This is a genomic window from Streptomyces sp. NPDC057486 (assembly GCF_042802415.1).
In the GTDB taxonomy this organism is placed as follows: Bacteria; Actinomycetota; Actinomycetes; order Streptomycetales; family Streptomycetaceae; genus Streptomyces; species Streptomyces yanii.
Map to the genome: position 1 here is coordinate 1 of NZ_JBHVEE010000046.1, position 23,968 is coordinate 23,968.

At 68.1% G+C, this 23,968-nt stretch carries 19 protein-coding genes and 1 pseudogene; 9 read left to right on the forward strand and 11 right to left on the reverse strand.

The features are described 5' to 3' along the window. Nucleotides 1-1,164: 1,164 nt before the first annotated feature. The 3 genes from ACFU6I_RS21920 to ACFU6I_RS21930 form a co-directional block, all read right to left on the reverse strand. Complete coding sequence (locus tag ACFU6I_RS21920) at nt 1,165-1,878, reverse strand: hypothetical protein (RefSeq protein ID WP_384369258.1); 714 nt, start codon at nt 1,876-1,878, stop codon at nt 1,165-1,167. A gap of 141 nt (nt 1,879-2,019) precedes the next feature. After that, nucleotides 2,020-2,271 (reverse strand): hypothetical protein, encoded by a 252-nt coding sequence (locus tag ACFU6I_RS21925; RefSeq protein ID WP_384369261.1) that lies wholly within the window; start codon nt 2,269-2,271, stop codon nt 2,020-2,022. A 316-nt stretch (nt 2,272-2,587) separates the two neighbouring features. Beyond that, a complete protein-coding gene (locus ACFU6I_RS21930) occupies nt 2,588-3,598 on the reverse strand; it encodes a hypothetical protein (protein ID WP_384369390.1) in 1,011 nt (336 codons plus the stop codon). A gap of 116 nt (nt 3,599-3,714) precedes the next feature. On the opposite strand from ACFU6I_RS21930, the gene ACFU6I_RS21935 reads away from it, so the two are divergent. Next, on the forward strand, nt 3,715-4,371 hold the full coding sequence (locus tag ACFU6I_RS21935) for a TetR/AcrR family transcriptional regulator (protein ID WP_384369264.1): 657 nt from the start codon (nt 3,715-3,717) through the stop codon (nt 4,369-4,371). Nucleotides 4,372-4,725: 354 nt separating this feature from the next. On the opposite strand, the gene ACFU6I_RS21940 is transcribed toward ACFU6I_RS21935, so the two are convergent. Both ACFU6I_RS21940 and ACFU6I_RS21945 read right to left on the reverse strand, forming a co-directional pair. Further along, nucleotides 4,726-6,021 carry a PIG-L family deacetylase gene (locus ACFU6I_RS21940; protein WP_384369267.1) on the reverse strand — a complete coding sequence of 432 codons (1,296 nt, stop codon included), beginning with the start codon at nt 6,019-6,021 and terminating at the stop codon, nt 4,726-4,728. A gap of 519 nt (nt 6,022-6,540) precedes the next feature. Then, nucleotides 6,541-7,824, reverse strand: coding sequence for a DUF6056 family protein (locus ACFU6I_RS21945; protein WP_384369270.1), 1,284 nt, complete (start codon nt 7,822-7,824; stop codon nt 6,541-6,543). 754 nt (nt 7,825-8,578) lie between these two features. Here ACFU6I_RS21945 and ACFU6I_RS21950 point away from each other — a divergent pair. From ACFU6I_RS21950 to ACFU6I_RS21960, 3 genes and pseudogenes are all read left to right on the forward strand, one after another. After that, nucleotides 8,579-9,994 (forward strand): glycosyltransferase, encoded by a 1,416-nt coding sequence (locus ACFU6I_RS21950; protein WP_384369273.1) that lies wholly within the window; start codon nt 8,579-8,581, stop codon nt 9,992-9,994. A gap of 60 nt (nt 9,995-10,054) precedes the next feature. Further along, on the forward strand, nt 10,055-11,554 hold the full coding sequence (locus ACFU6I_RS21955; protein WP_384369276.1) for a DUF6056 family protein: 1,500 nt from the start codon (nt 10,055-10,057) through the stop codon (nt 11,552-11,554). Between the two features lie 44 nt (nt 11,555-11,598). After that, nucleotides 11,599-11,802: pseudogene (locus tag ACFU6I_RS21960) on the forward strand (saccharopine dehydrogenase); the annotation flags it as partial. Between the two features lie 107 nt (nt 11,803-11,909). Here ACFU6I_RS21960 and ACFU6I_RS21965 read toward each other — a convergent pair. Continuing rightward, nucleotides 11,910-12,830: a LysR substrate-binding domain-containing protein gene (locus ACFU6I_RS21965; protein ID WP_384369393.1), complete on the reverse strand. Its 921-nt coding sequence runs from the start codon at nt 12,828-12,830 to the stop codon at nt 11,910-11,912. Nucleotides 12,831-12,946: 116 nt separating this feature from the next. Between ACFU6I_RS21965 and ACFU6I_RS21970 the strand changes: the two genes are divergently transcribed. From ACFU6I_RS21970 to ACFU6I_RS21980, 3 genes are all read left to right on the forward strand, one after another. After that, the gene (locus tag ACFU6I_RS21970; protein WP_384369279.1) at nt 12,947-14,068 is read left to right on the forward strand and encodes a diaminopropionate ammonia-lyase; all 1,122 of its coding nucleotides are present in this window, start codon (nt 12,947-12,949) and stop codon (nt 14,066-14,068) included. A gap of 348 nt (nt 14,069-14,416) precedes the next feature. Continuing rightward, the gene (locus ACFU6I_RS21975) at nt 14,417-15,691 is read left to right on the forward strand and encodes a M20 family metallo-hydrolase (RefSeq protein WP_384369281.1); all 1,275 of its coding nucleotides are present in this window, start codon (nt 14,417-14,419) and stop codon (nt 15,689-15,691) included. A gap of 133 nt (nt 15,692-15,824) precedes the next feature. Then, the gene (locus ACFU6I_RS21980; protein WP_384369283.1) at nt 15,825-17,009 is read left to right on the forward strand and encodes an ArgE/DapE family deacylase; all 1,185 of its coding nucleotides are present in this window, start codon (nt 15,825-15,827) and stop codon (nt 17,007-17,009) included. A 238-nt stretch (nt 17,010-17,247) separates the two neighbouring features. Here ACFU6I_RS21980 and ACFU6I_RS21985 read toward each other — a convergent pair whose 3' ends face one another. Beyond that, a complete protein-coding gene (locus tag ACFU6I_RS21985) occupies nt 17,248-18,087 on the reverse strand; it encodes a helix-turn-helix transcriptional regulator (RefSeq protein WP_384369286.1) in 840 nt (279 codons plus the stop codon). Between the two features lie 103 nt (nt 18,088-18,190). Here ACFU6I_RS21985 and ACFU6I_RS21990 point away from each other — a divergent pair, with 103 nt between their 5' ends. After that, a complete protein-coding gene (locus ACFU6I_RS21990) occupies nt 18,191-18,898 on the forward strand; it encodes an SDR family oxidoreductase (protein ID WP_384369289.1) in 708 nt (235 codons plus the stop codon). A 230-nt stretch (nt 18,899-19,128) separates the two neighbouring features. On the opposite strand, the gene ACFU6I_RS21995 is transcribed toward ACFU6I_RS21990, so the two are convergent. From ACFU6I_RS21995 to ACFU6I_RS22005, 3 genes are all read right to left on the reverse strand, one after another. Further along, complete coding sequence (locus ACFU6I_RS21995; protein ID WP_384369292.1) at nt 19,129-20,247, reverse strand: PP2C family protein-serine/threonine phosphatase; 1,119 nt, start codon at nt 20,245-20,247, stop codon at nt 19,129-19,131. Between the two features lie 286 nt (nt 20,248-20,533). Next, entirely contained in the window at nt 20,534-21,976 is a 1,443-nt protein-coding gene (locus ACFU6I_RS22000; protein ID WP_384369295.1) for an aldehyde dehydrogenase family protein, read from the reverse strand. Nucleotides 21,977-22,016: 40 nt separating this feature from the next. Then, nucleotides 22,017-22,145: a GMC oxidoreductase gene (locus ACFU6I_RS22005; RefSeq protein WP_384369298.1), complete on the reverse strand. Its 129-nt coding sequence runs from the start codon at nt 22,143-22,145 to the stop codon at nt 22,017-22,019. Between the two features lie 568 nt (nt 22,146-22,713). On the opposite strand from ACFU6I_RS22005, the gene ACFU6I_RS22010 reads away from it, so the two are divergent. Next, nucleotides 22,714-22,941, forward strand: coding sequence for a hexameric tyrosine-coordinated heme protein (locus ACFU6I_RS22010; protein ID WP_384369301.1), 228 nt, complete (start codon nt 22,714-22,716; stop codon nt 22,939-22,941). Between the two features lie 9 nt (nt 22,942-22,950). Here the strand turns inward: ACFU6I_RS22010 and ACFU6I_RS22015 are convergent, their stop codons facing one another. Next, complete coding sequence (locus ACFU6I_RS22015) at nt 22,951-23,907, reverse strand: helix-turn-helix domain-containing protein (protein WP_384369304.1); 957 nt, start codon at nt 23,905-23,907, stop codon at nt 22,951-22,953. Nucleotides 23,908-23,968 lie beyond the last annotated feature (61 nt).

Below are 23,968 nucleotides of genomic sequence, written 5' to 3' on the forward strand. Positions count from 1 at the left end.
CCGTACGACGTGGCGGTCGGGGCGTGGGAGGAGGTCGGCGCGGCATGGCCGGCCGCAGGGTTCGGAGCTGCCGAGGCGGCGCCGCCCGTCGTCAGCAGGGTGCCGACCACGGCGGCGAGAGCGACGGCCGTGGTGACGGCGCGACGTCCAAAGGCGTGATTCATGATCTTTCTCCTTGTTCTGTGCCGGAGCCCCATGGATGGGGGCCCTGGCGGGTGCCCCAGGGTGGTGGGGCAGGAGCGACGCTACTCCCAAATAAGTTGAACGTTGAACGTTGTCTCCTGTGACATATTTCATCACCTTTAGGGTCCTCTTCGGCTCCGGGGCGTTGCGGCGAAGCGGAGCGCCGTTGCCTGCGGTGGCCCCCTTGCATCCGCATCGTCCGCGCTCGCAGGCGGGGCCGCGGAGCAGTCGGCAGCCGGTGTCGTCTCCCGCCATCCGGTCCCGCCACCCTGAGCGCCGTACTGCTCGCCGCACCCGTGCCGCGCGGCGTCGGGCACGTCACGGACTGATCCAGCGTCAGAACCGCCGACAGGACGGCGGAAGGGTCGTCGCCGGCTGGAACTCATGGCTTGCTCGGTGGACATGGCTTGTCCGAAGGGAGCTCACAGTCATCCCCGGTGGTGAACATCTCGCCCCTGTCGGCGACAGGGCCACGTCGGCGCAGGGCGTGTCGGCTGGGCCGGTCAGGCCATCTGCGAAGAAAACTGCCGCAGTTGTGAACCTTGGCCGGACCGGACTACCCGGGGGTCTCCTGAGCCGAGAAGCCGTCATGGCCGCGGCGGGGCCCTGGCCGGCTTGGCGGACAGTGACGGTGATCTCTGGTGCACCGCATTGTTCGCATCCTTGTCGGGCGCAGCAACTGACCGGCGTGATGCGGCGCCGAGGTCGCATCCGCGGGTGGGGCCGGGCCCTGAGCTCGGTCAACGCCGGCAGTCCGGGCGGCACAACATGGCCATGCGCGTTCGATGGCGCCCTGGCCCCTGAGCGAGGCGGTGAATGCGCTTCGTTGCCTCAATCAGCCGGATCGCTCCGACCGGCAGATCGTTCCAGCTTTGCCTCCGCTCACTCACGGCTGTGGCAGGCAACGGCTTCTCGATGGTGGACGGCAGCGCCGACGCGCTGCCGTCCACGTGCCACGAAAGTGCTCACGCGCGGGAAGCGTTACTTGGCGGGGGCTTGGTAGAGGCCGCGTCCGGCACGATGAGCCCTGGATGTGGCAACGAGCCGGTCGAGTGTGCTGCGCACGGTGTTGATGCTGCCGGCTGTGAGCTCGCGTCCCAGGGCCTCGGTGACGTCGCGCGCCCGGAGGGGTGTGCCGGCGGCCGCGGACACCACTTCCATGACCTGTTCGATGAGACGGCCCCCGTCCTTGGCCTCCCCAGGAGCTGCATTCCGGGCGGTCTGTGCCTTCTCGGACTTGGCAGGAGTGGCCTTCTTGGACGGGCGTCCCTTCTTCTGCTGTGCAGGAGCCTTGGGAGCTGCCTTCCTGCCCTTGGCAGCAGCAGTCCTGCGGGCCTTGCGAGGGCTGGGGATGGCTGCTGCTTCCGGTGTGTCTTCACTTACGGCGGAGGGGCCGGGTTCGTGGTGACCTTCCGGTGTGGCCTTCGAGTCCGATGCGGCGTCTGCGTCGCTGCCGGCCGACGAAGCAGGCCGGGTGTCGGATTCCCCGTCAACCACAGCGGCTGGCGGCACGAGGGGTGCGGCGGACAGCGCCTGCAGAGCGGTCAGGGCGGTGCGCACCGAATCCAGGCGTTCGGTGACTGTGACGAGCTCCTTCTCCAGGGCCTGCTTGCGCTCTTCCAGACGCGGAAGTTCCGCCTGCAGGAGAGCTGTTGTGGCTTCGACGCTGCCCGGGGTGCTGGTTGCGGAGGTCATGATGCCGCCTTTCTGTTCCGGTCGCCCGTTGGTGACCGATGCAGTGCAGCGTAGGGGATGTTGTGTTGTGCCCTCCGTCCGGCTCAGCCTGTTTTCCCGGGGCAGTTGAGTTGAACCGTTCCGGGTTCGGTAGGAACTCGATCATTTGAAAGGACCGAATGATGGCACATCCTTCCCCTTGCCTCCTTCATCGACGGGCATCGTGAGCTTTATTCGCTTCGGCAGAAAGGGGCCGACCTTCAGTGGGGCGATTCGGAGCCGCGAGGATTCCGCCACGTCATACGTGCCCAGATCGAGCGTCCAGGACTGGAGGAACCGCGTGCTGACGAGTAGGTCCAGCAGGTGAGTCAGCCTCTTGCGCCAGTCCTGGATCACGACCTGACGCAGTGCCACTCATCGAGGGCGAGGTGCCGGATCAGGAACGCGCGCACCACGTCTCTGATGCTGCGGCCGGAAGGCGCGTTCGAGCAGGTGGTGCAGGCGATACCGCCGGTCCGGGCCGACTGCCTCAGGGATCGACCAGCAGTTGCCCGCAACGCCCGGCATCGGTAACCCGCTCAGGTGCAACATGCCGTTGGCCCACAGGTCGCGGCGGCGGTGGACCGGCGAGAGGTCTGCGGCGAGTTCGGCGAGTACTGCTTCCATCTGCACTGCACTGCACTGCGCCGCAGTACAGATCCCGAGCCGTGGTCGCCGTGCGCGGGCCCGATCACCTCCGATACCGCTGCGCCACTGCCGCGAAGGCGGCCTTGGGTTCCCATTCCATGTCGGGGTAGGTCCGCCCCCGGCGCCCTTCGAGGAGTTTGACGATGCCCAGGCTGGCCCGGTCCAAGTCGTCCCGGGGGTTGCCGTCCGGGCGGTGCGGGTAGCCAGGCAAGGCGAACAGGAACACGAACGCGCTGTCCACGCCCTCGGTCTCGAAGATCTCCAGCAGTTCGCTCAGATATGCGGCCTGGCCGGCCTCGTCGCGCTCGTACATGCCGTTCAGACGTACAGGGGCCTTGGTCTCCGGGTGGTACTCGACCACTTCCAGCACCCGCCCACCGCGGTCTCCCGCGCCGCGGTAGGCCGCGGTGCCGAACCCGGTGACAGCGAGCGGCTTCGGGCCCTGGGCCAGGGTGCGCACCGCGTCCCGGAACCGGTCGGCGACCTCGGCGGAGCGGATCAGCTCGAACGTCACAATGTCGAAGGGAGTCCAGTCGACCTGCTCGAACTGGATGGATGCGTAGGTGAGCCTGCCCAGGAAGTGCTGGCGGACCGTGGTCGCGGCGTCGCGGAGGAATGCGTTGATGCGCACGCCGAGCTCGCGCATGGCTTCGGCCCGCCGATCGGGTTGGCTCATCAGCTGCTCAACCCGTTCCTCCGGGCTCTCTCCAAGCAGGAACCCACGGTTCATCACGCTCAGCTCGACCCCTGCGACGAACACGACTGCGGCCCCCTGCTGCCGGAGCCGTTCCGCTCGCTCGGCGCAGTCGCGGAAGAGTGTGAGGATCTGCTCCGGATCCAGTTCCAGCGGATAGGGCGAGAACCAGACCTCCAGGCCGAGCTCGGCGGCGGCACCGGCGGCCAGCTCCAGTCGGTCCGGGTCCCCGCCGATGATCTGAACCGCGTTGCACTGCAGGTCGTCGCGGATGATGGCGAGCTCGCGCCTGACCACCGCGGGGTCGAAGTGCTGGCGGGATATCCGGTCGTGCACGACGAATCCGGTGTCGTAGGTCATTCCTCTTGCTCGCATGGTGACGTCCTCCCTGTCGGCCTCGGACAGGTCGAGGCTGACAGTAAAAGTGCGTGCGCGCAAGTTTGCGTGCACGCATCCCCGTGTGGAACGCTGACACCGTGACGACACCACCACCAGGGCTGCGGGAGCGGAAGAAGCAGGCCACGCGCGAGGCGCTACGCGCGGCGGCCCTGCGCCTGGCCGTGGAGCGCGGACCGGACCAGGTGCGGGTCGAGGACATCGCCGAGGCGGCCGGGGTCTCGCCGCGCACCTACAACAACTACTTCGCCAGCCGCGAGCAGGCGATCGTGTCCGCTGTTACCGCGGACCGGGAGGCGCGGATCGCGGCGGCGGTCGCGGCCCGGCCCGCAGGAGTGCGCCTGGCTGACGCCGTCACCGAAGCAGTGGTCGAGCAGTACACGAACACCGGTGAGCGCGAACATGAGGCGCTGCTGCTGATCACCACCCGGACCGCGCTGCGCGACGCGTTCCTCGATACCACCGCCGGAATCGAGCCCCCTCTCACAGCGGTGATCGCCGAACGCCTGGGTGACGCAGGAGCGCACACGGCCCGCGTTCTCGCGGCAAGCGTGGCCGCGGCGGTTCGCATCGCGTTGGAAGGCTGGCTCCGGCCGGCCGCGAACGCAGAGGCCGCCGGGAGTTTCGGCACCGGAGGACTGGTCGTGCCCTCCGGCTCACTGCCCGACCAGCTCCGCGCGGCGCTGGCCCCGCTCGCGCCCGCGTTCGACGCCGCCGAGCGACGCACCCAGCCGTGAAGTCGACCCAACTGGGGCATCCGCTGGACAAACGGTAGATCCGGAACATGCCGCTGCACCCCGTCATCATCCGCGTCAGCCAATTCAACGTAGATGACACCGTGTCAGGTCGCGATCTACGGCTGGAGTGCTCTGCAGGGCTGCGAGCCGGTGTCGGATTGCTGCGCCGAATCCGTCGCCGACCAACTCGTGACCACCGCCCGTCGCCGCATCCTCCCTGACCGGAGGGGTGGAACCCGGCGCCCACCCGACTCGAGAGTCTGCCTCCACACCCCGACTCCCGACCCAGCAAACGCGAGATGCCCGTCAACAAGCTGCCGGACATCTCGCGAAAGATCGAGGTTGCGGATCAAACTATCCAATGTTTGGGTCATTGTGAGCCGTTCCTGCCGTCCATCGCCAATAGAGCTCCGGCTCAGGCTGTTTGTTGCAGCTGACGAGACCGAGTCGGGGGTGCTGCGCCGTCCTCGAATTCCAGTAAGGGGGGAGCGAGCGGTCGTTCTGGTAGAGGCACATGTCTTTCTCTCCCACGATTCGCCATGCCGTGCGCTTCCAGGTGGTACTTTTCCAGGGTCTGTGTGCCCATTTCTGTTCTGGACGTGATGCGTTACACGGTGCCAGACCGGCGCCGCTGGTCAGTTGGGTGAGGCAATATCCTCTGTAGAGTTGTGTTCTGATCGTTCCGGCGTCTCTGATTTCCCATTTCTGGGCGCTGGTTCCATTGCAGGAGTTGATCCGGACTGCGCCGTACTTCGGTTGCGTGCTCACTGCTTCGAGGCACTGCTCCGGATCCCTGCTGCTGAACTCGGTAGTTCTTCCGATGTCTCCCATGATTTCCCCGAGGCGTGGGCTCCGGTGCTCTTGCTGGTACTGACGGTGAACCCAGTCCGAATCGTCGAGTTGGAGCGGCCCCCTGTAGGTGTCAGCCGTGGCGCAGCTATTTTTGGAATGGCACTCGACATGTGCGATGTAGCGCCTGACGGCCGCTTCCTTTTCGGCCACTTGTTCAGGGGGCAGGTTGGGTTCAAGTGACGACATGGTGTATCCGAGGTAGGACGTGACGGGGATGCCCGAGAGGTATCCGGCTTTTCTGAAGTATCTGGCACCGATGCCGTGGTCGCTGTGGTCGACCTTGCCGCGGAGACCGAAGGCGAAGGAAGCGTTGTCGTAGTCCAGCGTGAGAATACGTTGCGCTCTTTCCTGCCGGGCGAGGTCGGACAGGGTTTGCAGGAGCTGGTCCTCGGTGTAGCTTTCCACGCTTTGGAACAGCTGAATCCGTTTGCGGGTCGCCAGGAACAGTTTGAGCATGCTCTCACTTTCCTGTCCGTGGGGGAGCCCGTCGTGCAGTCCCAGGAAGAGCAGTTTGACGGGTGATGGGGAACCGCTGCCAAGGCTGAAGGATCTGATTCTGCGTCCGTTGACCTGTGTGCTGTCCTCGGTCCAGCGATCCGGGGCCCCGGCAAGCTCCGCATAGGCCGCGCGCAGCCCGTTCTCTCTTCTTGCGACGTAGTCCCGGGCTGCCTGTGGGCTCTTCCCGTCATCGCCCGCGGTGAGATAGACGGTGGTGACCGCGCATCCCGCACGGATGGTCTTCCTGATCTCCGGGTCCACAAAGTAGAGGTCGTCGTCGGGATGTGCGACACCGATCATGGTGCGTTGACATCCGTGAGGTTCTTGTGCTCCCTTCGACGTCCGGTGCGACGTGGGGCCCGCGACCCTGTTTGCGAGAGGAGAATCATTCGAAGAGCACGATGATCCCAGAATTGTGCACATCACCAGGACCGTAGCGGGAATGAGCCGGCGTGCCGAGCGCGTTTTGTCGATGTCCTTCGTCCACTCCACTCGACCGTTCCGTCCTTCTCGTCCTTTTGACCCGCATCAGGTCCATGCTCGGGGTGGTCCTGGGCGGATGGTGGTAGCGAGTGTGACAGCTTCGGCAGGGCCCCTTCGGTTTCGCCGAAGCGCACAACTCATAGGGGTACCTGTAGTCGGTCTGCGCAAAACGACCGACTCGCCGGGATGACCGAATATCCAGTGAGTGAAGGGAGTCGTCGGAATGACCGCGGGTTGAGCAGTGCCTCAGGTCGTTGTGTGCTGTCCGAGCTCGGAGCCCGCGCTGGGCTGGACCGGTCGCGGCAAGTGATCGACTGAGTCCGCACGCGCGGGTGCTCAGGGGCGTCCTGTCGCCAGAACCACGCGTTCCAGATGGTAGTAGTGGGCCACGCATGATGCGGGCCACGGCTTGCGGCCATCGTCACCGAACGGTTCGGTCATTTTGCTGATGGGCAGTCGTGTGTAGGGGAGTACCTTCGCGCCGGCCGCGGACCGGCTGCGCAACCAGTGATCTTGGTGGTCCCATTTCCGCGCGCGTACCGCCATGTCGGCGTCGAGTTGCATGAGAGAAACCGCAAGCGCGAGGCAGACGAGGGCGTACACGGACGCGGAGGCGGCCTTCGGCAGCGCGGTGGGGCGCCCGCTCTCTCTCCACGCGCGGCCGAGCAGTGTGCCCACGAGGACAAGCAGCAGGATGTAGAGCAGCAGGTAGTCGTTCCAGAGTCGTGTGGACGTCATGACGCTCGGCCCGAAGACCGGATAGGCGATGACCGTGCACAGGTAGCCGGATACGAGGAGGGCGCAGACGCCGGTCCGGGCGAGCAGCGTCCCGCATCTCATCGAGGGAAGGCGACCTTCGTGCTGCCGGGCCAGCAGACCCAGGAGCAGTCCGGCCACGAAGGCCCCCAGGTACTGCCATGTCGTGAGAAGGACGGCCGCGATGTGCGCGAAACCGCGCAGCGAAGCGAGGAGCGATTCGGGAGTGAGTATCGACGCGGCATCGTGACGTTCACGCCGATGTCGTGAGCCCGGAGAACTGAGCAGGATCAGGCTTCCGATGACGATTCCAGTGATCCCGGCGACGCACCAGCCGCGAAAGAAGGTACGTCGCTCCTGCGGGAAGATCCGGCCGCTGATCAGCAGCAGACAGCTCAGTACAACCACACCGACGACACAGGTCTCCTCCGACAGAGTGCCCAGAAGGAACCCCGCCACGAAGACCGTGAGCAGGGCGAAGCCTCTGCCCTGTCGTGATGTGGCCCGCAGGAGTGGAAGGGCCGCTGCGCAGGCGAACACGGGCGGCAGGGTGTGCGAGACGGACGCGGCCGGCCAGTAGAACGTCTTGTAGGTGTTGGGGGACCCGAACAGGAACATCGCCGTCACCATCGATGCCAGCAGGAGGGGGACCCCTCGTGGCACCGTCATCCCTGCCCTGGGCAGAGCGGCGGCGACCGTGGCCCAGAGGAGCCCGAGCATCAGCACACCGCTGATCAGGCCGAACCATTGTTGCCCGGCGACTCCGAACCGCGCATAGCACCAGACCAGCACTGCGTTCATGACGCGCCCGTTGTCCAGGTAGTAGAACTTCCCGACGATCGCGGACAGCCCCCCGTCACGCACGACGGGCAGAAAGCACCAGTCGTCACCGGATGGACGCACCCAACGGCCGAACCAGGCCGCGGCCGTCAGTAGAGCGATGGGGAGAACGGGGAGCGAACCGACCCACAGAGATCTCCACCGCCGAGCTGTCCTGCGGTCCGGAACACCGTCCCTTTGTCCCTCCTCGACGGATTCACCTGGGGGACGTTCCACGACCGGTGTTCCTTTCGCTCGGGTCCGACACCGCGCCGCGGCCCTCGCGTCCGGTCCCGTCCACGGCTGGCGCAGTCGGGACCAGTTTGCTCCGGAGTGTCGCAGCTCTCGGGGTGCCGAACCCGGCAGGGATCGTCGGCCCCACGGCCCTCGCTGTCCGACCGGGCACGGCAGTTCACCGACAGCGACCAGGACAACCAGGGCCGGGCAGGCCCGAACAGTCCCAGAAGATGGCCATGTGTCACACAGTTCAGCAGAACATGAGCGCACATGCCGTTGATCGGAGCCGAGTCTGCACAACTCTCCGTTCGAAGAACACTGCAACGCAGCAGGGAGGAATCAGGAGCCGACCGGTCGGGTGCATCGCCAAGGGCCGTTCGGGCGGCGGCGGGACGGATGCTTCACCCATTCGGTGCCATCCCGTGGCGTGATTCGGTCGGAAGGCATCGCCTAGAACGATGGGGCCTGCAAAATTCCTTTGACGATGCCTCGGACCGAGATGCGTCAGGAGGGCACAGGCGCATGCTCCGAGATGCCGTGACCACATCTCCCAGGGGTCCGAATGACAGCGTGCCAGGTTTCGATCGTAGTTCCCTGTTTCAATGAGGACGAGGTGATCGAGCGATTTCACCAAACACTGGTTGTCGTCCTCGAAACGACTCGGCGCAGCTTCGAGGTCTGTTACGTCGACGACGGCAGCCGGGACGCGACCAGGGAGCTGCTGCGTGCTCTCGCCGCCGCGGATCCGCGGGTCCGCTACACCTCCTTCAGTCGGAATTTCGGGAAGGAGGCCGCGATGCTTGCGGGATTGCGTATGTCCCGGGGGGACGCCGTGATTCTCATGGACGCCGACCTTCAGCATCCGCCCTCACTCGTTCCCCGGATACTGGAGCTGCGACAGCACGGCTACGATCAGGTCGTCGCGCGTCGGGACCGTTCGGGGGACGGCGTGCTGCGCAGCGCCGTCAGCACGGCCTACTACCGTGTGATGGGGCGGTGCATGGATATCGACATCACCGACGGTGAGGGAGACTTCCGGCTGCTGTCCCGTCCTGCCGTCGAAGCGGTGCTCGCCCTGCCCGAAGCAAACCGGTTCTCCAAGGGAATCTTCTCCTGGATCGGCTTCGACACCGTCAGCTTCACCTACCACAACGTCAGCCGCGCCGCCGGCACCTCGAAATGGGGCGGAAGACGCCTGCTCAACTATGGCATCGACGGACTGATCTCCTTCAACAGTCGACCGTTGCGTCTGGCTGTCTACACCGGTCTCACGCTCTTCTCCGCAGCATTGGCGTACGCGCTGTGGATTGTCATCGGCGTTGCCCTGCACGGTGTGCGCGTCCCGGGATTCGCCACCCTGCTGACCGCTGTCGTAGCACTCGGCGGGGTCCAGCTGGCCACGCTCGGAATTATCGGTGAATACGTCGGGCGCATCTACTTCGAAACGAAGCACCGGCCGCTCTACGTGGTGCGCGAGACGGACGTGAGCGTGCGGCAGGAGCGCCAGGACATTGCGGACCTTCATCCTCCCGAATTATCTTCAGTGACGGATTTGGGAGCCTCGGCGATCGGATCGTCCAAGGGGCGCACCCTGCGTCAGTTCTTCGTCTTCGCGTCGATCGGAATCGTCAATACGGCAGTCTATCTGGGGGTGTACGCCTCCCTGAACCGATGGATCCCCTATTTGATCGCCCACGTCATCGGTTTCGCCGTCAGCATCGTGGGGTCCTTCTTCCTCAATACGTACATCACCTGTCGTACGAAACCGACGTGGCACGGATTCTTCCGGTATCCCGTCTCGAGTCTCGTCAACCTCGTACTCACGGGCGTTCTCCTTTTTGCCGGTGTCAATGCCCTGGGCATGGGCAAGAACGTCGCAGCCGTGGCGGCAGGACTCCTTGCCACCCCGCTCTCGTTCCTGCTCGCCCGATGGGCCATCAACTCCGGCGCTGCCCTCACCCAGCAACGTGCCCGCTGATCGGAAACCCACGTCGGCCGGACCCCAACGGCGCCTCCATCACGAAGGGCACCAGGACACATGACCACAGACGAATCGAAGGCCCCTGGCCTCTCCCACCCGGAAGACGGATCCGGTGCCAGGAGCAACAGGTGGCTCGCGTCACGGTGGACGACGGTCTGGACCACCGTTCTCGTACTGCTGCCACTCGGCCTTCTGGGCGCGGCGGTCTGGATCGGCCGCCTGGTCCGCCCAGGAGCGGACGACTGGTGCTTCCTCCCGGTAGTCCGGGACGACGGCGCATCCGGTCTGATCGGCAAGTTCTACTTCCAGGACAACGGACGTGTCGCCAACGCACTGCTCGTCGTCGCCTACGCCGCGTTCGGGGTCCCGGGCCACAGGTGGTTCGCACTGAGCACGGGCATTCTCGTCCTGGGCATTCTCTGGGCAGTGACCGCCTCTGCGCTCCGCAGCATCGGGATGCGTGCGCCGCGCGCGATCCCGCCGCTGGTGGCGGCGCTGATGACAGTGGTCTTCCTTTTTGCCACGCAGAACACCTACAAGACGTTCTACTGGCCGGCCTCCTCGGTCTCGCACACCCTCGCGCCAGTTCTGGCCGCCGGCTCCGTCATCCCGCTGCTACGCGCGCGCACCCGCAAGGGCCGCGTCTTAGCCCTCGGTGCCGCACTCGTGGCCGGAGTCTTCATCGGCACACTGTCGGAGGAGACGGCGGTCGTGGTGTTCGTCGTCCTCACCCTTGTCTTGCTGACGAGTTACTGGGCCTTGCCGGGCCCCGGCCGGGCTCTGGCCCGCTTGTGGTGCGCCGTCGCCTTCGTCGGTACCGCGATCGGAACCCTCATCCTCTACACGTCGCCCGGCGCGCGCATCAGGCGCGAGCGGTTCGACGCCGATGCCACGTCAATGTTCAGCCCGGACACGCTCATGACATGTCTGCGCGCGTTCATGGACATCCTGGGGACGATCCTTTCGACGTGGCAGTACGCCGGGGCCTTCGCGGCCGGTCTCCTCCTGGGACTGCTGGTGCGCGGAGACGGCCCGCGGACGCAGGGGCTCCTATGGCGGCGGCCTCTCATTCCGGTCGTGGTCGGGGTAGTCGCGTTCCTGCTCTCCGGATATCTCTGCACTGTCGTCGCCCATCCGGCATTCGGCGCGAGCGTGGTCACCGCCTCTCGCACCTGGAACGACTATCTGCTGCTCTACGTCATGCTCCTGGTCACCGTCGGTGCCATGCTGGGCCGCGTTCTGCGCACACGCCAGTGGTTGCCCGGCCTCGCGACGGCGGCCGCGGCAGCGGTCTGCGTCATGGCCTGCGTCGGACTTGCCGTCCCGCTGGCCCACCTGGAGCGGAAGATGGAGGTACGGGCCCAGCACTGGGATCGCCAGGACCGGTGGCTGCGCACCCACGCGGCACACGGCGACCAGGTGCTGCCCTACACACCGGTCTCGGTCAGTGGACTGGGCGAACCGTTCGGCCGACACGGTCAGAAGCCGTGGCCGGCCAAGTGCGTTGCCCAGTGGTATCACCTCAAGCGCATCACCTACTCACCCCGGTTTCCCTGAACGCAGCCGGGCCGTCCGATGACACCCGATGGGCCGAGGGTTGTGGCTCAGGCGGCACCGAACGGCGCGCAGTGGCGCGAGGCCAGGACATCTACGCTGTCACCGCACCGCTCGCGGCGGAAGCGGTTTGCCGCATCCTCACGGGACAGACCAGGACGGTCGGTGTCGCCTCCGCCGGCAAGATCTTCGATGCGCCCGACTTCCTCGGCGCGCTGTCCCCGCACGTCTCCCTTGAACCGCGTCCGTAGCTGGTCATGTGGGAGCCGGGTGGGCCCATGTCCGGCGTCCACCGTCCCTTCGCCTCGTTCCGCGCATGGTTGTGAGGGGCCTTGGGCCGACGATGAGCTGTGCTGCTCTATGCCTGGTGGGAGCGGAGGTTGACCGCGCGCAGGAGGGCGTCGCGGCACGCGAGGACGGCCGGGTGCTGGCTGCGGCCGCGGCGTACGACGGTGAGGACGCGGCGGGTGCGCCGGTCGCGGGGGAGTTGCCGCAGGGTGACGGTCGGAGGTTGTCCGCTCCAGACGAGGTCGGGAAGGAAAGCTGCGGCGTGATTCTGCTCGACGAGGCGGAGGTGGAGCAGGAGGTCAGTGGTCTCGAACCGTACGTCGGGTTCGAAGCCGGCGTTGCGGCACAGGGTCATGGCCCAGTGCCGGGCGGCCGTGCCTTCGGGTTCCATCACCCAGGCGTGGTTGGCGAGAGAGCGCAGCGCCGCCATCGGGCTCTCGGTGTCCAGATTGTCGGCCGTTTGGGGCAGTGCCAGGTGCAGGGGGTCGCTGAGCAGGTCTTCCTGTTCGAGTTCGGCGGGCCGTGGGTTGGGGTTGCCGGGGTATTCCTCGGTGAGGACCAGGTCGAAGTCGCGGGCCTGGAGGGCGGGAAGGGCCTTTTCCGGTTCCATGTGTGTGACGTGGACGCGCAGGTGCGGGTGCAGGTCGCGCAGCAGGCCGAGCGCGGTCGGGACCAGGGCCAGGGCGGCCGTTTGGAACGAGGCGATGCGCAGGGTGCCGGTGAGATCGGTCAGGGAGGTGGCGATGTCCGCCTCCGCGCGCTCCAGGCGTTCGAGGACCGCTTCGGTGTGGGCGACGAGGATCTCGGCCTGCTCGGTCAGCCGCACCCGCCGCCCGACCGGTTCCAGCAGCGGGACGCCGACTTCGGCTTCCAGTTGAGAGAGCTGCTGGGAGATGGAGGAGGGAGCGTAGGAGAGGGCGGCGGCCACGGCCGCGAGCGTGCCGCGGTGCTTGAGTTCGCGCAGCAGTCGCAGTCGGTGCAGGTCGAGCACGGCCGGACCGCTCCCCTCGCCGTCGCCGAGCAAACATTAATCGTCGGTTTCTTCGATGAGTATAGGTCGAAAACATTCGCTGGACCGATCGTAGGAGGGCATCGGACCCTGATCGTGTGTCTGAAAACGCTTCCTCCCCCCGTGCGCTGCTGTGGTCTCTGCGGCCCGGCGCCCGTACCTGGCGGTGTGAACCCGCACCCGTCGAGGTGCGGGGCTTCCACGCCGCGCTGCCTGGCCATTCACCCACTCCACTGACCGAACTCCCCTCGTTGGCATCTGAGTTGGGGGTCGGCCGGGTCTTCGTCAAGGACGAGTCATGCCGCCTGGGCCTGCCCGCGTTCAAGGCTCTGGGCGCGTCCTGGGCGGTCCACCGCACCCTTGCCGAGCGGACCACGAGCGGCAGAGAGCCCGGCCCGGTCACCCTGGTGACTGCCACCGACGGCAATCACGGCCGGGCAGTGGCCCGCATGGCACGCCTGCTTGGGCAGCGCGCCCACGTTTTCGTTCCGCAGGGCGTGCATCCGCGGGCTGTGGCGGCCATCGTCGCCGAGCAGGCGAAGGTCACCGAGGTCTCGGCGCCGTACGACGAGGCCGTGCGCCGTGCGGCCGAGGCGGCTGCCGGGCCGGACGCGGTCCTGGTCCAGGACACGGCCTGGGCGGGCTATGAGCAGATTCCGAGGTGGATCGTCGAGGGCTACTCCACCCTCTGCGCCGAGACCGACGAGCAGCTGGCCGCCGAAGGGGTCGTCGAGGGGCCCGACCTCGTCTCCATACCCGTGGGCGTGGGGTCACTGGCTCAGGCCGTGGTCACCCACTACCGCAGCCGCCCCTCCGGGTGGGCTCCGGCACTGCTGTCGGTGGAGCCGGAGGCCGCGGCCTGCGTCCTCGAAAGCCTCATCGTCGGCGAACCCGTCAGTGTCACCACCGGCGACACCACCATGGCCGGGCTGAACTGCGGCACCCCGTCCAGCATCGCCTGGCCCTACCTGCACAGCGGGTTGGACGCCGCCGTCGCCATCCCCGACGCCGACAGCGCCCGCGCGGCCGCTCACCTCGGGGCCCTCGGCGTCTCCTCGGGTCCCTGCGGGGCTGCGGCGCTCGCCGGTTTTCGTGCGGTGCTCACTGGCGTGGGCGCCGAGGAACGTCGTTCGGCACTGGGGCTCGATGCGACCTCAGTGGTCGTGCTGTTGAGTACCGAAGGCGCGGCTGCCAACCCGAACTCCACCGCCGATCACTGAACACACCTGAAAGACCCATGCGTTGGGCCACCGCGCCTTCATCTCCCCGGCTGCCGACCGGTTTCGACCGGTTCGGTCAGGTGAAGGCCGGCAGCGTGCTGACCCTCTTCACAGCCGCACTCGGTGTCCTCGGCCCCCTGACCATTGTGCCGGGCCCGGACATGGCGGCGGTGCCCCAGTGCGCCGTCGCGGCCTGTCTCCGCGGCGCGCTGCGGACCGTGGGCGGGATGACGACCGGGCCGCCGGTCCGGGGCGCGCTGACCGTGGCCCGGCCCGCGGCGCGACCGCAGCCGGCTGATCCGCAACGCCACCCACTCCACCGTTTTCGACAACTCCGGGAGACAGATCATGACGAGCCCCGCCCCCGACAAGATCACTGTCAACGGCGACCGCCTGTGGCAGTCGCTGATGGACCTCGCCGACATCGGCGCGTACGACGACGAGCGAACCGGCCTGCGCGGCGTCAACCGCCTCGCCCTGACCGACGCCGACGCGACTGGCCGCCGTCAGGTCATCGCCTGGATGGAACAGGCCGGCCTGACCGTCCGCATCGACCGGATGGGCAATGTTTATGGCCGCCGCGAGGGCACCGACCCCACTGCGGCCCCGGTTCTGACCGGCTCGCACATCGACAGCGTCGCCACCGCCGGCGCCTTCGACGGCTGCCTCGGCGTGCTGGGCGGTATCGAAGTCGTCCGCACCCTCGACGAACGTGGAATCACCACCCGCCGCCCGGTCGAGGTCGGTATCTTCACCGAGGAGGAAGGCGTCCGCTTCGGCACCGACATGCTCGGCAGCGCCGTCGCCGCCGGGCGCCTCACACTGCAGTACGCCCACGCCCTGACCGACCGCGACGGTCTCACCCTCGGCGGCGAACTCGCCCGCACCGGCTTCAACGGCTCCGCCGACGTACGCCTCGACTCTCCGCACGCCTACGTCGAATGCCACATCGAACAGGGCCCCGTCCTCGCCGAGAACGGCGTCGAGATCGGCGTCGTCACCGGCGTGCAGGGCATCTCCTGGCAGGAGATCACCATCCACGGCCGTGCCGCGCACGCCGGTACCACCCCCACCCACATGCGCGTCGACGCCGGCCTCGCGGCCGCCCAGATCATTGTTTGCCTGCGGGAGCTGGTCGACTCCGGCGAGTACGGGGATCTACGGGCCACGGTCGGCCATCTGATCGTTCATCCGGGCCTGACCAACATCGTCCCGGCCCGCGCCGAGCTGACCGTCGACCTGCGCAACCCCGACGACGTCCAGATGGCCCGCGCCGAGGAAGCCCTCGCCGCGTTCCTGCGCGACCTGGAGGACAGCCGGCCCGGCCTGTCGCTGACCGTCCGGCGGATGGCCAAGACCGCCTACGTCCCCTTCGACGAGGGGCTGCAGAAGGTCATCGCGCAGGCCGCAGACGACCACGGCCTGGACCACATCTCGCTGCTCTCCGGCGCCGGACACGACGCCCAGGAGATCGCCGCGCTCTGCCCCACCGCCATGATCTTCGTCCGCGGCGAGTACGACGGCATCAGCCACAACCCCCGCGAGTACTCCACCCCCGAGGCATGCGCCCACGGCGTCGACGTACTGGCCACCACCCTCCTGCGCCTGGCCGACCAGGACTGACCGCCCACGGCCTGAACACAACCACCGCACACGCACGATGCACGGTGCTCGGCAACGTCGCCTCTCCCCACGTGCCGTGCCCACCGTCCCGCCCCCGACTCACGGGGTGGCATCAGAACTTCGGAAGGCCCACATGCTCCCCGAGACCCCCTCGACCCCGGCGGCCCATGATCCCCTGGAGCCGGATCCCAGCCGCCTGCTGGCCCGGCTGATCGCCATCGACTCCGTCAACCCGGACCTCGTTCCCGGCGGGAACGGTGAAACCGTCATCGCCGACTTCTGCAGTCAATGGCTGGCCACCCGCGGCTTCGAGGTCCACAGCCTGGAAAAGCGCCCCGGCCGGCCCTCAATCGTCGCGATCGCCCGCGGCACCGGCGGAGGCCGGTCACTCATGCTCAACGGCCACCTCGACACGGTCGGCCTCGCCGACTACGACGGCGACCCCCTCGACCCGCAGATCCGCGACGGCAGGATGTACGGCCGCGGCACCTTCGACATGAAAGGCGGCATCGCGGCCATGATGGTCGCCGCAGCCTGCGCCACCGCCCACGGACCCCTGCGCGGCGATGTCATCCTCGCCTGCGTCGCAGATGAGGAGCACGGCAGCTCGGGCACCGAGGAAGTGCTGGAGTCCTTCACGGCCGACGCGGCGATCGTCACTGAGCCGAGCCACCTCGAAGTGACCCTCGCCCACAAGGGCTTCGCCTGGTTCGACGTGGAGATCGAAGGCCGCGCGGCCCACGGTTCACGGCCCGAGCTCGGTATCGACGCCATCACCAAGGCCGGGCACTTCCTGGTCGCGCTGGAAGAGCTGGGACAGAGCCTCACGCAGGGCCCGGTACACCCCCTCCTGGGCACCGGCACCGTGCACGCCTCCGTCATCCACGGCGGCGAGGAAACCTCCACCTACCCGGCGCACTGCCGCATCACCCTGGAGCGCCGCACCATTCCCGGCGAGAGTGCCGACAGCGTCGAGCGCGAACTGACCGACGTGCTCGACCGCCTTGCCGAAAGGGTCTCCGACTTCCGCTACCGGCTGACCCGTGGCCTGCACCGCGAGCCCTTCGAGGCCGACCCCGAAGCCCTGATTGTGCGCACCTTGACCCGCCACGCCGAGCAGGTACTCGGCCACCCGCCCGTGGTACGCGCCGAGCCGTTCTGGACCGACTGTGCCCTCCTGGACCGTGCCGGTATCCCCTGCCTGCTCTTCGGCGTCGACGGCGCGGGTGCACACGCGGCCACCGAGTATGTCGACCTCGCCTCGCTGGACCGCCTCACCGACATCCTCACCGGCACCATCGCCGACTTCTGTTCCTGAACTCTCACCCGGACCCGGACCACGGGTTCGGCACGGAACGAAAGATGCAGCGCCATGACCACCCAGGCAGACCAGCGCCAAGACAGTGGCCACACCGCCGACAGGTCTGCTGATCGTCGCGGTCTGGGAGCCGTTCTGTGACGGCCGGGAGATCTTCCAACCGGACTCGGCCTGACTGATCTCGGTTGCGGCCGGCAGCGCTCCCGCACTGTCCGCCCTTCAGACTGCCACGAAGCGCTCAGCTGCTGAGCGCCTGGGTGCCGAGGACAGTGAGCAGGGCGAGGCGTTCGGCGTCCTCGGTGCCGGGTTCGGCGGTGTAGACCATGATCCGCAGGTCGCTGCCCGCGACGGTGAGCACGTCGCAGTCCAGCGTCAGGGGGCCGGCCTGGGGATGGTCGATGGTTTTGCGTGCGGCCTCGTGCTGTCCGACCGTGCCGGAGTCCCACAGCTCGGCGAACCGCTCGCTGCGCGCGCGCAGCTCAGCGACCAGCTGCCGCAGCCGCGGGTCGGCCGCATAGCGCCCGGCGGCCGCGTGCAGGTCGGCCACCAGCGCGGCCTCGAACCGGCGCAGCGACTCCGGCGTGTGGCGGGCCCGCGAGCCCGGTCCGACGAACTGCCGCCACACGCCGTTGAGCTCGTTGCCCCGCCAACCGGACGGATCACCCATCAGGGCCGCGTACGGCGGGTTGGCCAGGAGCAGAGTCCAGGACGCGTCGTAGACCGCGACGGGTGTCCCGGTCAGCCGGTCCAGCAGTCGCTGGATGCTCGGGGTTATGTACGCGGGGACCGATTCCGGACCCGGCGGTGCCAGCCCGGCCAGCCGGAACAGGTGGGTGCGCTCGGACCCCGACAGCCGAAGCGTCCTGGCCAGGGCCTCGACGACCTGCGCCGAGGGGTTGGACGCGCGGCCCTGTTCGAGACGAGTGACGTAGTCGACAGAGATCCCTGCGAGCAGGGCAAGTTCCTCCCGGCGCAGTCCGGCCGCCCGCCGGTGCCTGCCTGCCGGCAGCCCGACGGCCTCAGGTGAGACCCGGTCGCGCCAGCGGCGCACCGCCTTGCCGAATTCCGCCGTCGCCATGCCCACCAGTGTGCATCGCCTGCCGAGCAGCCTGCCTGGTACCAGCAGTCCCAGGAACACGAGGCGTCTGGCTGACCGCGCCGTCCTGCCGGAACGTGTGGGTATGACAACAACACTGATCACCGGAGCGAACAAGGGCCTGGGCTACGAGACGGCCCGCCGCCTCATCGCCGCGGGCCACACCGTCTACATCGGCAGCCGGGACCCAGAGCGCGGCCGCCGCGCGGCCGAGCAACTGGGCGCGCGGGCTGTCCAGCTCGACGTCACCGACGACACCTCCGTCGCGGCCGCGGTGAAGACCATCGAGGCCGACGGCGGACTGGACGTCCTGGTCAACAACGCCGGTGTCGAGGGGAGGGGCGCGAACAACGACGTGGCCGGCGCCGCAGACGTCACCGTCGACATGATGCGGCAGGTGTTCGAGACCAACGTATTCGGCACTGTGCGCGTCACCCACGCGTTCCTGCCGCTGCTGCAGCGGTCGGCCGCCCCGGTCGTGGTCAACCTCAGCAGCGGCCTGGCCTCGCTCACCCGGGTCACGACCGCAGGCACCTCGACCTACGCCTACCCGGGGGTCGCCTACCCGGCGTCGAAGACCGCGGTCAACATGATCACCGTGCAGTACGCGAAGGCGTTCCCGAACATGCGGATCAACGCGGTGGAGCCCGGCTACACCAAGACGGACCTGAACGGGAACACCGGCATCCAGACCGTCGAGCAGGGCGCCGAGATCATCGTCCGCATGGCGCAGGTGGGCCCTGACGGCCCGACGGGGGGCTACTTCGACGCGGAGGGCGCGCTGCCCTGGTAAGCGTCACTCGCGGGGTGTGGACCCAGGATGACTTTCACAGGTGGCCTCGGCGGCGGCCGGGCGGTAGAGGAGGGGGACGGGTACCCGAGCGGTCCGGCGACGCACCTCGAACCGACCAGAGAAATGATCACAGCAGGACGTACCCGCCCCCGTAGCGCGGCGGCGGAGCCGGCGGCGCCACCGCTGCGGTCCGGGCTCGCCCGACCACCGCGGCCCGGTGTTTCCGGTGCTCAGGACCCCTCGCGCTGGAGGGCGACCGCGGCCATGTCGTCGTCCAGCGGGCCGGCCACGTAGGCCTGCAGGTCCTTGGTCATTGCCTCCACGAGCGGCCCCGGGCGCAGGTCGGCCCAGGCTGCGGCGCGCTCGAGGAGCGGATAGAAGGTGCCGTGCCGGTCGCGGGCTTCGGTGATGCCGTCGGTGTAGAGGAGCAGACGGTCGCCGGGGGCGAAGACGAAGGTGGTCGGGGTGTAGGCGCTCTCGGCCAGGCCTCCCAGGCCCAGGGGAGGTGCCGGCTGGGCAACGTTCAGGAAAGTGGCGGTGCCTTCGTGCAGCAGGAGGGGAGGGAGATGCCCGCAGCTGACGATGTGTACATACGGTTCGTTGTCCGGAATCTCGACGACGGCCGCTGTCACGAACCGTTCGCCGACGTCGGCTTCGACCCGCGGGTTGGCGAACTCCGCCAGGCCCCAGCGAACGCTCGTTTCCAAAGTGGCGACCAACTCGGGCAGCGGCGCTTGCCGGTGGGCCGCTGCGCGGAAGGCGCCGAGGACGGTCTCGGAGTCGCCGATCGAGCCGAGGCCCTTGCCGCGTACGTCGCCGATGAGCAGCCGCGTGGCGTTGGCGGCGCGGGCCACCGCGTACAGGTCACCGCCGAGGCGCGCGCCCGCCTCGGCGGACCGGTACGCCGAGGCGATGACAACCGGTCCGGCGCGCTTCGGCAGCGAGCGCAGCACGACACCCTGAGCCGCCTCGGACACCCGGCGCAGGCCCGCCATCTCGTGCTGCCCCCGTTCCCGCAGATGACTGAAGAGCACCAAAAGCACCGAGAGCAGGATCAGGGAGCCGAGCTCCACGAGCACGTTCTCGGTGGCCAAAGTCCTTCGCTCGACTCCCGCGACAACAAGGGCCAGCACAGCCAGAAGGGCGGTCACCGCGCCGCGACGGGGGCCTGAGAAGACGGCGACGAGTGCGACGGGGACGACCAGGATGTGGGCGAGGTGAATGTCCGGCGGCAGGAAGAAATCCACAACCGGCACGGCCATGATCAGCCCGGCGGACACCGCGGGCAACGCATACCCGCCCGCCCCCGTGGGCTCCTGCATCGTCGACAGACGGGACCACAAGCGCATCCAGACTCATCCCTTCCCGTCGCGCACCCTGATCCCGCGCGGCCGAGAATCATCGTTCTGCGTCCGGTCCCAACACGGGAAGGAACCGTTTTCTTCCTGATGACGCTGTCCCCTGAGCAGCGCTCACAGTCAGGCATCATTCGGCGACGCCGAGCTTCAAGCCGAGGTCACGGGAGTGCGGCCCGTACATGGTGTCCCGTGCGTTCGGCCTGCTGGGTGAAGAGGCCGACCGCCGAGGCTTCCGCCGCCTGCGACGTTGCGGCATCACGGGTCGGATCGTGCCCCCTCATGCGAGTGAGGTCCATACGCTCTTGACCTCGGTGTAGAGGTCGATGGCGCCCCGGCCCATCTCCCGGCCCCAGCCGCTGGACTTGAACCCGCCCCAGGGAGCGGAGGCGTCCAGCGGGTTCGGCATGTTGATGTAGACCGTGCCGGCGCGGATCGCCCCCGCCAGACGGTGCGCCGAGGCGACGTCACGGGTCCACACGGCCGCGGCCAGGCCGTACTCGGTGTCATTGGCACGGGCCACGGCTTCGTCCTCGTCGTCGTACGGCATGACGGACAGTACCGGGCCGAAGATCTCTTTGCGGGCGATCTGCATGTCGTCGCGGACGCCCATGAAGACCGTCGGGCGGTAGAAGAAGCCAGGCAGGTCGTCGGCAGGTGAGCCGCCCGCGAGCAGCGTGGCTCCTTCCTTGACGCCGCTGCGCACCAAGGCGTCGACGTGGTCGCGGTGTTCGGCGCTGACCAGAGGGCCGAGCTCGGTGTCCGGTGCGATGCCGGGCCCCAGGCGCATTCCGGCGACGGTCTTGGCGCAGCGCTCCGCGAACTCGTCGGCGAGGGAGCGGTGCACCAGGAAGCGGGTGTATGCGGCGCACACCTGACCGCTGTTGAGGAGCGAGCCCTGAAGACAGCCTGCCACCGCCGCGTCCAGGTCGGCGTCCGGCGTGACGATGCTGGGTGCCTTGCCACCGAGTTCGAGTGAGACGCGCTTGAGGTTCCCGGCCGAAGCCTGGATGATTGCGCGGCCGGTCTCGGTGGAGCCGGTGAAGGACACCTTGTCCACGCCCGGGTGCTCGACGAGGGCGCGGCCCGCCTCCGGGCCTCCGGTCAGGAGGTTGACGACTCCGGCGGGCACACCCGCCTGGCGGCACAGCTCGACCAGCCTGACCGTGGTCAACGGGGTCTGCTCGGCCGGCTTGACGATGACCGTGTTCCCGCAGGCGAGGGCGGGTGCGATCTTCCACGTGGCGATCATCAAGGGGAAGTTCCACGGGGTGATCAGTGCGCACACCCCGACCGGCTCCCGCTTGGTGTACTGCAGCACGCCGGGGAACGACAGGGGAGCCGTCTCCCCGTAGATCTTGGTGACCCAGCCCGCGTAGTAGCGGAAGTGCTCGGCCGCGCCGTTGACGCTGACAGCCTTCGACATGCCGATCGGCTGACCCTGGTCACGGGTCTCCAACTCCGCCAGCTCTTGGGCGTGTTCCTCGATGAGATCACCGATACGCCACAGGATTCGCGCTCGTTGTGCAGGGGCGATCCCTGCCCACTCGGGGCTGCCGAGCGCGGCACGGGCGGCTGTCACGGCCGCGTCAGCGTCGGCGGTTCCCGCGTCCGCGACCCGGGCGTTCGGCTGCCCGGTCGCCGGGTCCAGAGTGTCGAACTCCGCGCCGGAGGCGGCGGACTGCCACTCACCACCGATGAAGAGGGTGTTCGTTGTGCTCATTGCTGTGCTCCTGGAGTGAAGTCGGCGCACCGTTCGCCGATCATGAGGTGGGTGTGTAGGTGGTGCCTGAGGCGACGGACGGCATGACCGAGGCGTCGGCCACGGGGAGGCCGGGCACGGCCTCGACACGCAGGTGTGGGTCGACCAGCGGTTGATGCCGTTGCGGCACGTCTCGACCTGGTGGTGGTCACTGAGCAGGGTCCGCTTGGTCTATGCGGGGAGCTCGTCGTCCGTGCGGAGGTTCGGTCCGGGCGCGGTTTCCCGGCTGCGCCGCTGGCCCAGGGGCCCCCGGTCCCCGATGCGTTCGGCCGGGGAACTGTCGTGCAGGCGTGGTCCTGTGGGGAGTTCCACAGTTCCCACAGGCGCCCCGGGGCGTGGATGGCGGGGTTGCCGTCCCGGCCGCCCGCTTCGACGAGCAGTACTCTCCGGCCGGCGTCCACCAGCCTGCGTGTCACCACGCAGCCCGCGGATCCGGCACCGACCACGATGTGCTCGTAAGCAGTGTGTGCGGCTCCCATACCGGCAGCTTGCGCCGCAGGTCCCGGCCTCGGCTTGTGCTGCGGTGCACCGTCGTTTGTGTGAGCGGGCACGATGCGCCCACGGCGCCGCGCCCAGGTGTTGCGCTCTCGGCGACCGCGCGCGCCGGTGGGCCAGGACGAGTTCGTCCGGCACACCCGCTTCCGGACGTATCGCCAGGCGCGTCTCCGCAGTCCGCGCACCCCTACGAAGGAGTCCTCGTGGAACTGTTCCCGAACGGCACACGGATCACCGCCACGCCCGAGGAGCGCCGGGCGCAGGCGCTGAAGACGGCCCGGCTGGTGGTCAGGGCGGCCCAGCCGGACGACGACATGCGCGCACGGCTGCGCCCGGAGTACGCCGAGAACCAGGACTTGCTCGTCGCCGTCGCGCACGTGGTGGCCGTCGAATTCGCCACCGTCGCGGCAGCGGACGACTACTGGCGCTGAAGGGCCGTGTTATTGGTTCTGAGCGGCCACGCGCGCCTCGCTGGGGCTGATGCCGTACGCCGTCCTGAAGGCGTGGCTGAAATGGGCGGGGTCGGGAAAGCCCCAGCGGCCGCCGACGGTGCTCACAGGGAGGTGTGCGAGCACGGGATCGGCTAGGTCACGGTGGCACTGGGCCAGGCGCCGCTCCCGAATCCAGCCCGAGACGGTGTGGCCCTGCTCTGCCATGAGCTTGTAGAGATAGCGGCGGGAGATGTGGTGGACGGCGGCGATCTGGTCGGGGCCGAGATACGGGTCGGCGAGCCGCTGTTCCATGTACGAGAGAATGCGCCGGGTGAGCTGGTCCCGCCCGTCGTCCTCCGGTCTGCGCGCGCTCTCGGCGTGCGGTGCCAGCAGCGCACCGACCAGGTCAACCACGGTGTCCGCGAGCCGTGGAGTGCCGACCGTGTCCAATTCCTCCACCTGATCCGCCAGCCCCTTCAGGAACGGCAGGACGACCGGTCCGAGACCGCCCTGGCAGGACACCGCGGTAGCCGTCACCCGCTCCAGCTCCCGCTCGGGCAGCCTCAGCATGGGCCTGGGGAACATGACGACGAGCATGCGATAGCGCCGGTTGAAGTCCAGCGTGTACGGGAGACGCGTGTCGTACAGGGTCAGCCCACCGGGCTCCAGGAGCACCTGCCGGTCCTTCTGGGTGAGCACGCACTGCCCGGCCAGCTGCAGACTGAGCTTCACGAAGTCCGGGAGGTCGGAGGCGAGGTGCCGCCGGGTGTGCGCGACTACGTGAGGATCCGCGTCGACGACCGAGACCTGCACCGGGCCCAGCTGGGCGCTGCGCAGGGCGGCGTGGAAGTCGGGGGTCTCGTGGGGCAGTGCCTCCAGTGGCACGAAGCTCCGGCCGATGAGTGTCCGCCAGAAGTCGAAGCGTTCCGCGGCGGTCTCGTCCTGCGGCGTGGTCATCGTGGGCATCGAAGGCTCCCTTCCGCCGACGTGTGCACGGTATGACGAGAGCGAAGGGGCGGGCCCGGTC